Origin of the sequence: Streptomyces sp. NBC_01214, from assembly GCF_026340975.1 — a bacterium.
In the GTDB taxonomy this organism is placed as follows: domain Bacteria; phylum Actinomycetota; class Actinomycetes; order Streptomycetales; family Streptomycetaceae; genus Streptomyces.
On record NZ_JAPEOS010000002.1, the window covers coordinates 1,254,181 to 1,267,187 of the forward strand.

The following is a 13,007-nucleotide window of genomic DNA, read 5'->3' on the forward strand; positions in this document are numbered from 1 at the left end:
AGCGGATTCTCAGAAAACTCTCAGACAGGCCGCCTACGGTGCCCCGCATGGACACCACGAAGACCCCCGCCCCGAACGCCGCCGAGGCGGACACCACCCCGGCCGACCTCGAAAAGGCCGAGACCCCCCTGCCGGCCGAGGCAGACTCCGCGGTCACCGACGAGGTCACCGACACGGACCTGGACGACGAGGCGTTCGCCGACGACCAGGCCGAGGACGGGGAGCCGAGCCAGGTCGGATCCGCGGCCTTCGCGATCGTCGCCGCGGGCCTCGGTGTCGTCGCCCTCAGTGGTAGCTGGGTCGCGGGCATCGTGTCCGAGCGTGCGAGCGTCGCCGCCCGGCTGGAGCTGACCCAGGCCGCCGACGCCAACGCGCAGATCGCCGCCCAGTTCGTCGACCCGTGGCACACCACCGCGATGGTGAACGGCATCTTCTCCGCCCTCGCCCTGATCATCGCCACCTTCGTGCTGGCCCTTCCGGCCTTCAGCAGCCCCGAGCGCACCCTCCCCACCTGGGTACGGTCCGTCTCCTGGGCGGGCATCGGACTGGGCGCCCTCGGCGTACTGCTCTTCGTCCTCATGTACTTCGACCTCCTCCTCGCCATTCCCAAGGCGGCCGGAGCCGGCGCCTAGGCAGTTCCTTAGGTCCCGCACGGACCGGCCCGGGGCTCCCCGCCCCGGACTAAGGCCCCCTGTCCCCGACAGATGCGGCATGCGACCGATGTGCCGGTACCCCCTGGGGCGCGAATCTTGGATCACACCGAACGAGGTGCCCGAGCAATGCGACCAGGGAGCAGAGATGCACGAGTACGAGATCGCCACCGCCGCCCGCAGCGCCGACCTCATCCGTGAGGCGGCCGAGTACCGCACGGCCCGGGCGGCGCGGCGGGCGCACCGCGCCTCCTCGCCGGACCAGGAACACCGGAGGCGGGTGAGATCGTTCCGGAGCCGGTTCACCCGCTCGGCCCGTGCCGCCCGCTCCGCGTGCTCCGCGCCGCACACCGCGTGAACTGACACGTGATGAGGAGCGCACCGGCGGCGAGTGCCGCCGAGCAGGACGTCTGTGCGATGCTCGGCGGCGTGGAGACCAGATCTGTCAGCCCGGTGTTCGTCGGCCGAGCCGATGAACTGGCCGTGCTCACCGACGCATTGACCCGGGCCGCCGGCCGGGACCCGCAGGCGATGCTCATCGGGGGAGAGGCCGGAGTCGGCAAGACCCGCCTCACCGAGGAGTTCCTCTGCGAGGCGGACCGCCGCGGCGCGGTCGTCGCCGTCGGAGGCTGTGTGGAGATCGGGGCGGAGGGTCTTCCCTTCGCCCCGTTCTCGACGGCCCTGCGCACCCTGCACCGGCTGCTGCCCGGGGAACTGGCCGCCGCTGCCGCCGGCCAGGAGGACGAACTCGCCCGCATCCTCCCCGAACTCGGCGACACCCCGCGCGGCCCGCACGACGAGGAGAGCACCGCCCGCCTCTTCGAGCTGACCGCCCGGATGCTGGAGCGCCTCGCCGCCGACCGCACCGTCGTCCTCGTCTTGGAGGACCTGCACTGGGCGGACACCTCCACCCGGCACCTGCTCTCCTACCTCTTCCGCACCCTCATCAGCGGCCGGCTCGTCATCGTCGCCACCTACCGTGCGGACGACGTGCACCGGCGTCACCCGCTGCGCCCGCTCCTCGCCGAACTCGACCGGCTCCGCACCGTCCACCGCGTCGAGCTGTCCCGCTTCAACCGGGCCGAGGTACGCCGCCAGCTCACCGGCATCCTCGCCGCACAGCCCGACGAGGACTTCGTGGACTCCGTCTTCGACCGGTCGGACGGCAACGCCTTCTTCGTCGAGGAACTCGTCGCCTGCAGGGAGAGCGGCTGCCGCACCGGACTCACCGAATCCCTGCGCGACCTGCTCCTCGTCCGCGTCGAGGTGCTCCCCGACGAGACCCAGCGGTTGGTGCGCATCGTCGCCGAGGGCGGCTCCACCGTGGAGTACCCGCTGCTGCGCGCCGTCGCCGGGCTGACCGAGGACGAGCTGATCGAGGCGCTGCGAGCCGCCGTCGGGGCCAACATCCTGCTCGCCACCCCCGACGGCGACGGCTACCGCTTCCGGCACTCCCTGGTCCGCGAGGCCGTCAGCGACGACCTGCTGCCCGGGGAGCGGGCCCGCGTCAACCGCCGCTACGCCGAGGCGATGGAGGCCGACGGCACGCTCGTCCGGGCCGAGGAGCGGGTCATCCGGTTGGCCAGTTACTGGTACCACGCGAACGATCCCGCCAAAGCGCTGCCCGCCGTGCTCGCCGCCTCCGTGGCGGCCCGCCGCCGGCACGCCTACTCGGAGCAACTGCGCCTGCTGGAGCGGGCCATGGACCTGTGGGACAGCGCTCCGGAGGACGTCATCGAGGCGCTCCGCCCGGCGGACTACACCGAGGTGTACCCTCCGTGCGGCTGCGACCCGGCCACCACCGCGCTCCAGCGGCTCGACCTGCTGGCCGAGGCCACCGTGGCGGCGCGCTACGGCGGCGAGCGCGACCGTGCCCTGAAGATCACGAAGACGGCGCTGCGCCTGCTGGAGGACGACCGCGACCCGCTGCGGGCCGCCTGGTTCTGGACCGAGCGCTCCCGGCTGATCGCCGGCCTCGGGCGCGGCGACGGCTGGGAGGAGATAGCCAAGGCGCAGGACCTCGTCCGGGGGCTGCCCCCGTCCCAGGTGCACGCCGAGGTCCTGGTCCGGGCCGCGAACTGGGGCATGTTCCACAAGCCGGGCCCCGGCAACCTCGCCGCCGCCGAACGCGCCGTCGAGTACGCGCGGATGGTCGGCGCCGCGGAGACCGAGCTCAACGCGAGGATCACGGTCGGATCTCTGCTCACCGACTCCGGCGACGCTCCGGGCGGTCTGGCCGAGATGCACGCGGTCCGGGAACGGGCCACCGAACTCGGGCTCACCATGCTGGCAGGGCGTGCGCATATCAATCTCACCTCTCAGTTGGAAAGTCTGGGCCGGTCCCGCGAAGCCGTGGAACTGGCCGAACAAGGGGCCGAACTGGTCCGCAGATCCCGGCTCATGGACAGCGAGGCCTGGGTCTGCGGGAACAAGGCCGAGAGCCTGTACAGCCTCGGCCGCTGGGACGAGGCCGCCGAAGCGGCCCGGCGTGCCCTGCTCGTCGGCCAGAGCGCAGGCCCGCGCGGCTGCGCCTCCGCACGGCTGGCCCACCTGGCCCTGGCCCGCGGCGAGTTGACCGAAGCCGCCCACCAGTTGGCCGCCGCCCACGTCCACTTCGGCAGCCACGGAAACCGCCCCCAGCCCCAGCAGCGGATCCCGCTCTACCGCCTGGCGATCGGCGTGGCTGCGGCGGAGGGCCGGATCGCCGACGTCCGCACCGAGGCATCCGCTGCCGTCGCCTACGGATTCCCGCTCGGGCAGCACCGCTACGCCTGGCCGCTGCTGCTCGCCGCCGCCACCGCGGAAGCGGACGCCCGGGGGCTCCCGGCCGCGGAGGCCGGCCGGGACGCGGCCCTGGACGTGCTGCGCACCGCCGCCCGCCCGCTCGCCACCCCGGTCCCGGTGTGGACCGCCCACGCCGAGTACGTCCGGGCCGAGCTGCTCCGGGCCGAGGCCCGGGACACCCTCGCCGACTGGACCGCCGTCGAGAAGGCCGTCCGTCCCTTGGAGCGCCCGTACCTGCTGGCCAGGGCCTGCCACCGGCTCGCGGAGGCCCTGCTGGTCGCCGGCGACCGGGAGCCCGCGGCCGCCCTGCTCCGCGAGGCCTACGCCACCGCCGAGCGGATCGGCGCACGCACCCTGCGCGAGGACCTGGCCCTGCTGGCCCAGCGCGCCCGACTCCCGCTGACCGACGCCGACAGCGCCGCCGCCCCGCCGGTCCCGGAGACCGATCCGGTCGAGGCGCTCGGGCTGACCAATCGCGAGCGGGACGTACTGCGCCTGGTGGCGGCCGGCAGCACCAACCGGAAGATCGCCGAGGAGCTCTTCATCTCACCGAAGACGGCGAGCGTGCACGTCTCGAACATCCTGGCGAAGTTGGGCGTCGCCAGCCGTGGCGAGGCGGCCGCCCTCGCCCACCGGCTGCATCTCTTCGCCGCGCCGGCCCCGGTCAGTCCCCGTCCGGACGCTGCTCGTCCAGGCGTATGAGCACCTTGCCGGAGTCGAGGTCTATCGGACCCCGTCCCGGATCGTTGTCATTGACGTCGGTCCGGGACAGCTCCAGGCGCTTCTTCTCCTCGTCCGTGTGCTTGCGTCCCGGGTTGAACAGCTGGTCGATCATGTTGAACACCGTGCCCACCACACCCTTCGTCCCCTGCTGGGAAGCCGCTGGTTACCGCACCGTCAGGGTCAAGATCCTGTCGTCGCCCGTCTCGGGGGACCCGCGTCCGTCCGTCTCGCTCGTGACCAGCAGCATCCGGTCCCCGCCGAGGGGCACCACCGTCCGCAGCCGCCCGTACTCGCCCTCCAGGAAGGGCTCGGGATCCGCCACCAGCTCCGTCCCGGCCAGCGGGATCCGCCACAGCCGCTTGCCCCTCAGCCCGGCCATCCACACCGAACCCTCCGCCCACGCGATCCCGCTCGGCGAGGCCTCGTCGGTCTTCCACACGGCCACCGGATCTCGGAAGCCGGGCTTCCCCGCCTTTCCCTCGGCCTCGGGCCACCCGTAGTTGGCGCCGGGCTCGATCAGGTTCAGCTCGTCCCAGGTGTTCTGGCCGAACTCGGCCGCCCACAGCCGTTTGTCCTTGTCCCAGGCGAGGCCCTGCACATTGCGGTGCCCGTAGGAGTAGACGACGGAATCCGCCTCCGGATTGCCGTGCACCGGATCCCCGTCCGGGGTCATCCGCAAGATCTTGCCGCCCAGCGACTTCTTGTCCTGGGCGAGCCCGGTGTCACCGGTCTCACCCGTCCCCGCGTAGAGCATCTTGTCCGGGCCGAAGGCGATCCGGCCGCCGTTGTGGATGAGGCCCTTGGGAATGCCCCGGAACACCGTGTCCGGAGCCCCCAGTTGCTGTCCGGGAGGTCTCTGTTCGTCGTACCGCAGTCGGGCGATGCGGTTGTCGGACTCGGTCGTGAAGTACACGTACACCAGCCGGTCCGACGCGAAGGTGGGCGACAGCGCGAGGCCCAGGAGCCCGCCCTCCCCGCCCGGAGCCACCCCCGGCACCTTGCCGATCTGGGTCACCGTGCCCGAACCCGTCGCGACCCTGCTGATCGTCCCCTTGTCCCGCGAGGCCACCAGGAGGTCCCCGCCCGGCAGCGGGGCCACGCCCCACGGCGACTCCAGACCCTTGGCCACCTCGCCGGTCACCGTCACGGTCCCCTTCGCCGGTGGGCCGACGGCCTCCGGCGACGCGGACGGACTCCCCGACGGCCCCGGCGACCCGGAGCCCGCCGCGGCCGTGCTCGGTGGGGAGCCGCCCGGCCCCGTGCCCGGTGCGCCCTCCGGCGCGCACCCCGTCGCCAGCAGGGCGCCGCAGCCGGCCAGCGCGAGCGCCGCCACCACACCCCGGCTCCGCCCGCCCGCGCCCGCGGATCCCGACTGCCCGGGAGAACTTCCGTATCGCATCGCCCTGCTCCCTTCCGGTCCTCCGATCGTGCCCTTCATCCCTCTCAACAGCTCCGGCAGTTCACGAAGTTCCACCACTCGTACACTCGATCGAGTGGTTGTCCGACCGTCCCCGGATCGACCCCGGCCCCCGCCGGTGCCGGATCAGTCCCAGGCTCCCACTTCGACCGGAAGGGCCGCGATCTCGGCCAGGTCCCCGGCCGAGAGCCGGACCTCCGCCGCCCGCGCGTTCTCCGCCGCCCACGGCGCCCGGTCGGCCCCCGGCACCGGAACCACCTGCGGCCCCTGCGCCAACACCCACGCCAGGGCCACCTGCGCGACCGTCACCCCGGGGCCGTGCCGCCGGGCGACCTGCCGCAGCCCCGCCAGCAGCACCTGGTTCGACGCCATCGCCTCCGCCGTGAACCGCGGATGTCGGGCCCGCACGTCCTGCGGCTCGAACCCCTCACCCGGCGTGAGGGTCCCCGTGAGGAACCCGCTGCCCAGCGGCATCGCCGCCAGGAACCCCACCCCGCGCGCCGCGCACCACGGCAGCAGTTGCCACGCCGCCTGCGGCGACCACACCGACAGCTCCGCCTGCACCGCGCTCACCGGGAACACCTGCTGGAGCCGCTCCAGGTGCCGCAGGGTCGTCCGGTACCCGCGGTCCCCGCTCCGCCCGGCCCCGGGCCCGGCCCCGGCGCCCAGCGCGCAGTACCCGAGCGCCCGCACCTTGCCCGCGCCCACCAGCTCGGCCATGGCCCCCCAGGTCTCCTCCACGGGCACGTCCGGATCCACCCGGTGCAGCTGGTAGAGGTCTATGACATCGGTCCGCAGCCGCCGCAGCGAGGCGTCGCAGGCCCGCCGCAGATAGCCGGGCCGCCCGTCGGCGACCACGTGCTGGTCCCCCGCCCGCAGTCCCACCTTGGCCGAGACGAACGCCTCGGACCGCCGCTCCCGCAGCACCCGCCCGAGCAGCAGCTCATTGGTGAACGGCCCGTACACGTCGGCCGTGTCCAGCAGGTTCGACCCCAGGTCCAGCGCCGTGTGCACGGCGGCCAGAGACTCCTGCCCCCGCCGCCGCGAAGGCGCGTACGCCCAGCTCATCGGCATACAGCCGAGGCCGACGGCGCCCACCGTCAGCGCCCCCGCCCCGATCGCCCTGCGCTCCACCCCTGCGTCCCCCTCCGGCTCCGGCCATCAAACTAACGGCTTGATCCGGATGCCTTGGCATAGCCTCGTGATCATGACTGCAATGACCCCGGATGTCTGGCTCCCGTTCCCCGCCGAGGAGATCGAGGGCCTCCCCGACGCCTTCCGGTACCGCCTCTGGGACGGCGAGGACGCCTTCCCGGCCGATCCGGCCGACTGCGTCTTCTACGTGACGCCCTACATGAAGTCCCCCGAGGTCACCGTGCGCCCGCTGGCGTCGATGCCCGCGGTCCGGGTCGTCCAGACCCTGACCGCCGGCATCGACGACGTGCTGGGCCGCCTCGGTGACCTGCGCCCCGGCGTACGGCTGTGCAACGCCGCGGGGGTCCACACGGCCAGCACCGCCGAACTCGCCCTCGCGCTGACCCTCGCCTCCCTGCGCGGCATCCCCGGCATGGTCCGCGGCCAGGACCGCGAGGAATGGCGTTCCGGGTTCTACGACGCCCTCGCCGACAAGTCGGTTCTGATCATCGGCTACGGATCGATCGGCTCCGCGATCGAGGACCGGTTGGTGGCCTTCGAGTGCGGCCCGGTCGCACGGGTCGCGCGTACGGCCAGGACCACCGGACGCGGGCCCGTGCACACCCTCGCCGACCTGCCCGGGCTCCTGCCCCGGGCCGACGTGGTGATCCTCGTGACACCGCTGACCGACGCCACCCGGGGCCTGGTCGGCGCCGACTTCCTCAGCCGGATGAAGGACGGCGCCCTGCTCGTGAACGTGGCGCGCGGTCCCGTCGTCGACACCAAGTCCCTGCTGGCGGAGGTGGAGTCGGGCCGGCTGCGCGCGGCACTCGACGTCACCGACCCGGAGCCGCTGCCCGCGGGCCACCCGCTCTGGCACGCTCCGAACGTCCTGATCACCCCTCATGTCGGCGGCAGCAGTTCGGCGTTCGAGCCGCGGGCCAAGCGCCTGCTGGCCCGCCAGCTCGCCCGGTTCGCGGCCGGAGAGCCGCTGGAACACACGGTGTTGATCACCGAGTGACGTGTGGTGCGTGATGCGCACGCTCCGCAATCACCCGAATGCTCTGAGTGGGAACAACTCCCCGATCGGTAACGGAGAGTAGAGCGACTATGTCCCTGAGTGACGAAAGTGGTGTATCGTCCGGAAGAAGGGGCTGCGCCACGAACGTCTGGCGCTGGGGAGTGATCGGACACTTTGGGGGGCGACGGGCGATGTACGGCCAATGGACGAAGGATCCGATGCGGCACGGCCGCCGGAGGCGACGCTGCCGAGACTGGGCTGCACCGGAACCAGCTGGCGAGGGGGGCCGGTGAGTACCCCCGGGGCGGCCCTCCTGGACCGGCCGTCCGTCTCGGGCGGAGGCAAGGGCCTGGCGATGCAGCTGCTCCTCGCGGTGGTCAGCGGCGGGTACGCCGTCGGCGCCGCCCTCAACTGGGGCTCGGAGGAAGTCGCCGAGATCATGGGCGACTTCGGGCTCAGCGCGGCCGGCTTACTCGCCGCGGTCTCCTGCTACTCCTACGCGAGGGCGATCGACAGCCGCGAACGCCCCGCCTGGCTGCTCTTCGCCTTCTCCTCCCTCATGGGCGCCGGCGGCAACGCGGTCTGGGGCTGGTACGAGGTGATCCTGGGCCAAGAAGTACCGAAACCCTCGCTCGCCGACTTCGCCTTCCTCTGCTTCGCCCCGCCCGCCATCGTGGGCCTGCTCGTCCTCGCCAAACGCCCGGTCACCCGCGCCGGCTGGGTGTGCCTCGGACTCGACTCCTGGCTCATCGGCGGTTCCCTGCTCACGCTCTCCTGGAGCCTGGCCCTGGCCCACGCGGCGCGGACCGCCCAGTCCGGCGCCCCCGGCAGCGTCCCGCGCGCCGCACTCTCCCTCGCCTACCCGCTCCTGGACATCGCGCTCGTCTCGATGGTCCTGGTCCTGCACTTCCGGCGCAGCGAGACCAACCGCTCCGCCGTCAACACCGCCATCGCGGCACTGGCCCTGACCGTGCTCAGCGACGCCCTGTTCACCTCGCCCCTGCTGAGCGCCGAGTACCAGTCCGGACAGCTGCTCGACGCAGGCTGGTTCGCGGGCTCGCTGCTCCTCGCGTACGCGCCCTGGGGCGCCCGGCGCCTCCACCCCGGCCCGGAGCCGGCCGGCCGCCCGCGCGTGGACCGGGCGCACAGCCGCCCGATCACCGGCTCGCTGCCCGCCCTCACTCCGTACCTCGCGGCAGCCGTGTGCACCCTCGGCATCCTGTACAACGTCGTGGACGGCAGGAAGGTGGACCGGATGGTCGTCTTCACCGGCTGCACGGTCGTGCTCGCCCTCGTCATCCGGCAGGGCATCATGCTCCTCGACAACATCGCGCTGACCCAGGAACTGGCCCAGAAGGAGAACCACTTCCGCTCCCTGGTCCAGGGCTCCAGCGACGTCATCATGATCGCCGCGCCCACCGGAACCCTGCGCTACGTCAGCCCCGCGGCCGCCGGGGTCTACGGCCGCGAGGCGGAGGAGCTGGTCGGCACCGAGCTCGCCACCCTGATCCACCCCGACGACCTCGGTCGGGTGGTCCACGAGGTACGCCGCTTCCTCGCCGCACCGCCGACCGAGGAGCCCACCACCCGCATCGAATGCCGCTTCAAATCGGGCGGCGGCGAGTGGCTCAACGTGGAGTCCACCGTCAACCGCCACCAGGGCGGGCTCATCCTCAACAGCCGGGACGTCACCGAGCGGGTCCGGCTCCAGGCCCAGCTCCAGCACAGCGCCGAACACGATCCGCTGACCGACCTGCCCAACCGGGCCCTGTTCACCCGGCGCGTCCGCCAGGCCCTGACCGGTCGGCGCGCGGGCGACCACAGCACCGCCGTGCTCTTCATCGACCTCGACGGCTTCAAGGCGGTCAACGACACCATCGGCCACCAGGCCGGCGACGAACTGCTCGTCGAAGCCGCGCGCAGGCTCCAGGACTCGGTCCGGGCCGGGGACACCGCGGCCCGACTCGGCGGCGACGAGTTCGCCGCACTGATCCTGGGCGACGGCAACCGCGACCCCAGCGCCCGCGAGTACCAGGTGCGCGAGATCGCCGACCGGCTGCGCACCACCCTCTCCCAGCCGTACCGGATCGGCGGCAGCGAGGTCCGGGTCGCGGCGAGCATCGGAGCCGCCTTCGCCGACCCCGGCATCACCCCTTCGGACCTGATGCGCAACGCGGATCTCGCGATGTACCGGGCCAAGGCCGGCGGCAAGGACCGCGTCGAGATGTACGCCCCCCAGATGCAGGCCGAAGTCGTGCGCAAGGCCGAGCTGGCCGGCCGGCTGCGGACGGCACTGCACGAGGGCGAGTTCGCCCTGCTGCACCAGCCCGTGGTTTCGCTGGCCACCGGTGAGGTGTCGGCCGTCGCCGCGCAGGCCCGCTGGCGCTCCGCCCAGGGGATCCTCTTCACCCCGGCGGAGTTCCTCCGGGTCGCCGAGTACAGCGAGGGCGGTGCCGGCGGGGCCGGCGGCCCCGGCGCCGCCGGCCACGACGCCTCGCGTACCGCCGAGCTGGGGCGATGGCTGCTGGAGGAGGCCGTGGAGCAGGCCGCCGACCGGCACCGGGCCGGGCACGACGTACCCGTGGCCGTGCGGATGACCGCCCAGCGACTCTTGGACCGGTCCATGCCGCTCGGCTCCGTGGAAGCCCTGCTGACCCGGCACGGGCTGCCGTCCGGGGCCCTGGTGCTGGAGCTCGCGGTATCCGACCCCAGGGTGCCCTTCGACGACCTGGAGCGCCGCCTGGCCGCCCTGCACCGGCTCGGGGTGGGCATCGCCCTGGACGGCTTCGGCAGCGGCTACGCGGCGATCAGCGCACTGCGCCGCCTCCCCGTGGACATGCTCAAGCTGGACCGGGGCCTGGTGGAGGGGGTGGTCGAGTCCGCCCGCCTGCACAAGATCACTGCGGGTCTCTTGCGGATCGCAAACGACCTCGGCATGCGGTCCGTCGCGGACGGGGTGGACCTGCCCGAGCAGGTCCTGGCGCTGCGCGCGATGGGGTGCACGCACGGCCAGGGAATGGCTTTTTCCGGCCCGCTCGACGAGTACAGGCTGCGCCGTGCGCTGGTGCGCGGTACGTTCCCAGTACCGGGCGGAGCGGCCCAACCCGCACTGGCCGGCGGGTCCCCCGGGGGCTCGATGGCCATCCTCAGAGGCTCACATAATGAGACGCCCGTCCCACCTACTTGACATCACCCTCCCGCCAGAGGGAGGGTCAATGCCATGCGCACCCGAATTCTCGTACTTGGAAAGCGCGTCGGCTGAAGCTGGGACTTGCATGTCCCCGCTCAACACCCCCGACGCGCTCCCCTCGCTTGCCTCCTGGCACGAGGGGTTTTTTGTTGCACTGGCACAGAGTCGAATCCGCGTAAAACCCTCAGCTTCGAGAAGAGAATGCCGATGACCGAGCAGGCCACCGGGGCCCACCATCCGCAGCCGCGGCCCCGTTCCGGCGGACAGCAGTCCGCCGCAGTTGAGCACGTCACGGGTGCGCAGTCCCTCATCCGCTCTCTCGAAGAGGTGGGGTGCGACACCGTCTTCGGTATTCCGGGCGGCGCCATCCTCCCTGCGTACGACCCGATGATGGACTCCAAGAAGGTCCGTCACATCCTGGTCCGTCACGAGCAGGGGGCCGGCCACGCCGCCACCGGCTACGCGCAGGCCACCGGCAAGGTCGGCGTATGTATGGCCACGTCCGGACCGGGCGCCACGAACCTCGTCACCCCGATCGCCGACGCGCACATGGACTCCGTTCCGCTCGTCGCGATCACCGGTCAGGTCTCCTCCAAGGCGATCGGCACCGACGCCTTCCAGGAGGCGGACATCGTCGGCATCACCATGCCGATCACCAAGCACAACTTCCTGGTCACCAGGGCCGAGGACATCCCGAAGACGATCGCCGAGGCGTTCCACATCGCGGCCACCGGTCGTCCGGGTCCCGTCCTCGTCGACATCGCCAAGGACGCCCTGCAGGCGAAGACCACCTTCTCGTGGCCGCCCTCCCAGGACCTCCCCGGTTACCGGCCGGTCACCAAGCCGCACGCCAAGCAGATCCGCGAGGCCGCCAAGCTCATCTGCCAGGCCAAGCGCCCGGTCCTGTACGTCGGCGGCGGCGTCATGAAGTCCGGCGCGACCGCCGAGCTGAAGGTCCTCGCCGAGCTGACCGGCGTCCCGGTCTGCACCACCCTGATGGCGCTGGGCTCCTTCCCCGACAGCCACCCGCTGCACGTCGGGATGCCGGGCATGCACGGCTCCGTCACCGGCGTCACCTCGCTGCAGAAGTCGGACCTGCTGATCGCGCTGGGCACCCGCTTCGACGACCGGGTCACCGGCAAGCTGGACAGCTTCGCCCCCTTCGCCAAGATCATCCACGCGGACATCGACCCCGCCGAGATCGGCAAGAACCGCGCGGTCGACGTCCCGATCGTCGGAGACGCCCGCGAGGTCATCGCCGACCTGATCCAGGCCGTTCAGGCCGAGCACACCGAGGGCAACGCCGGCGACTACACCGCCTGGTGGAACGACCTCAGCCGCTGGCGCGACACCTACCCGCTGGGCTACGACCTGCCCGCCGACGGCAGCCTCTCCCCGCAGCAGGTCATCGAGCGGATCGGTGCGCTGGCACCGAAGAGCACGATCTTCGCTGCCGGCGTCGGCCAGCACCAGATGTGGGCCTCGCACTTCGTCAAGTACGAGGAGCCCCGCACCTGGCTGAACTCCGGCGGCGCCGGAACCATGGGCTACGCGGTCCCGGCCGCGATGGGCGCCAAGGTCGGCATGCCCGAGCGCACGGTCTGGGCGATCGACGGTGACGGCTGCTTCCAGATGACCAATCAGGAACTGGTCACCTGCGCCCTGAACAACATCCCGATCAAGGTCGCGATCATCAACAACGGCGCGCTGGGCATGGTCCGCCAGTGGCAGACCCTGTTCTACAACCAGCGGTACTCCAACACCGTTCTGCACGCCGACGAGACCGGTCACGACACGGTCGGCTCCCAGCTCGGCGAGTCCATCGCGCCCCGCAAGGGCACGCGCGTCCCGGACTTCGTCAAGCTGTCGGAGGCCATGGGCTGCGTGGCGCTGCGCTGCGAGGACCCGGCCGACCTGGACAAGGTCATCGCCGAGGCCAACGCGATCAACGACCGTACCGTCGTGATCGACTTCATCGTCCACGAGGACGCCATGGTGTGGCCGATGGTCGCCGCCGGCACCTCCAACGACGAGGTCATGGCAGCCCGGGGCGTCCGTCCCGACTTCGGCGACAACGAAGACGACTGA

Annotated in this window: 9 protein-coding genes; 6 read left to right on the forward strand and 3 right to left on the reverse strand. The window is 72.0% G+C overall.

The genetic code is table 11. The features are described from left to right. The first annotated feature begins 47 nt into the window (after positions 1-47). From OG594_RS30685 to OG594_RS30695, 3 genes are all read left to right on the forward strand, one after another. Positions 48-632, forward strand: a complete 585-nt coding sequence (locus OG594_RS30685; RefSeq protein ID WP_266605248.1) for a hypothetical protein — start codon at positions 48-50, stop codon at positions 630-632. A 166-nt stretch (positions 633-798) separates the two neighbouring features. Beyond that, positions 799-1,008, forward strand: a complete 210-nt coding sequence (locus OG594_RS30690) for a hypothetical protein (protein WP_266605250.1) — start codon at positions 799-801, stop codon at positions 1,006-1,008. Positions 1,009-1,019: 11 nt separating this feature from the next. Continuing rightward, a complete protein-coding gene (locus tag OG594_RS30695) occupies positions 1,020-4,136 on the forward strand; it encodes a helix-turn-helix transcriptional regulator (protein ID WP_266605252.1) in 3,117 nt (1,038 codons plus the stop codon). Here the strand turns inward: OG594_RS30695 and OG594_RS30700 are convergent. From OG594_RS30700 to OG594_RS30710, 3 genes are all read right to left on the reverse strand, one after another. Continuing rightward, positions 4,099-4,269: a DUF6191 domain-containing protein gene (locus OG594_RS30700; protein WP_323185354.1), complete on the reverse strand. Its 171-nt coding sequence runs from the start codon at positions 4,267-4,269 to the stop codon at positions 4,099-4,101. The two genes, OG594_RS30695 and OG594_RS30700, sit on opposite strands and share 38 nt — an antisense overlap. A gap of 51 nt (positions 4,270-4,320) precedes the next feature. After that, positions 4,321-5,556 (reverse strand): sorbosone dehydrogenase family protein, encoded by a 1,236-nt coding sequence (locus tag OG594_RS30705; RefSeq protein WP_266605254.1) that lies wholly within the window; start codon positions 5,554-5,556, stop codon positions 4,321-4,323. Positions 5,557-5,700: 144 nt separating this feature from the next. Further along, positions 5,701-6,708 carry an aldo/keto reductase gene (locus OG594_RS30710; RefSeq protein ID WP_266605257.1) on the reverse strand — a complete coding sequence of 336 codons (1,008 nt, stop codon included), beginning with the start codon at positions 6,706-6,708 and terminating at the stop codon, positions 5,701-5,703. Positions 6,709-6,781: 73 nt separating this feature from the next. On the opposite strand from OG594_RS30710, the gene OG594_RS30715 reads away from it, so the two are divergent. From OG594_RS30715 to OG594_RS30725, 3 genes are all read left to right on the forward strand, one after another. Next, the gene (locus OG594_RS30715; protein ID WP_266605259.1) at positions 6,782-7,729 is read left to right on the forward strand and encodes a 2-hydroxyacid dehydrogenase; all 948 of its coding nucleotides are present in this window, start codon (positions 6,782-6,784) and stop codon (positions 7,727-7,729) included. Between the two features lie 355 nt (positions 7,730-8,084). Beyond that, positions 8,085-10,916, forward strand: a complete 2,832-nt coding sequence (locus OG594_RS30720) for a bifunctional diguanylate cyclase/phosphodiesterase (protein ID WP_266606644.1) — start codon at positions 8,085-8,087, stop codon at positions 10,914-10,916. 204 nt (positions 10,917-11,120) lie between these two features. Continuing rightward, on the forward strand, positions 11,121-13,007 hold the full coding sequence (locus tag OG594_RS30725) for an acetolactate synthase large subunit (protein ID WP_266605261.1): 1,887 nt from the start codon (positions 11,121-11,123) through the stop codon (positions 13,005-13,007).

Coding starts and splice junctions, on each gene's coding strand:
- OG594_RS30685 (WP_266605248.1), top strand. CDS start 48: ATGGACACCACGAAGACCCCCGCCCCGAACGCCGCCGAGGCGGACACC.
- OG594_RS30690 (WP_266605250.1), top strand. CDS start 799: ATGCACGAGTACGAGATCGCCACCGCCGCCCGCAGCGCCGACCTCATC.
- OG594_RS30695 (WP_266605252.1), top strand. CDS start 1,020: ATGAGGAGCGCACCGGCGGCGAGTGCCGCCGAGCAGGACGTCTGTGCG.
- OG594_RS30700 (WP_323185354.1), bottom strand. CDS start 4,269: ATGATCGACCAGCTGTTCAACCCGGGACGCAAGCACACGGACGAGGAG.
- OG594_RS30705 (WP_266605254.1), bottom strand. CDS start 5,556: ATGCGATACGGAAGTTCTCCCGGGCAGTCGGGATCCGCGGGCGCGGGC.
- OG594_RS30715 (WP_266605259.1), top strand. CDS start 6,782: ATGACTGCAATGACCCCGGATGTCTGGCTCCCGTTCCCCGCCGAGGAG.
- OG594_RS30720 (WP_266606644.1), top strand. CDS start 8,085: ATGCAGCTGCTCCTCGCGGTGGTCAGCGGCGGGTACGCCGTCGGCGCC.
- OG594_RS30725 (WP_266605261.1), top strand. CDS start 11,121: ATGCCGATGACCGAGCAGGCCACCGGGGCCCACCATCCGCAGCCGCGG.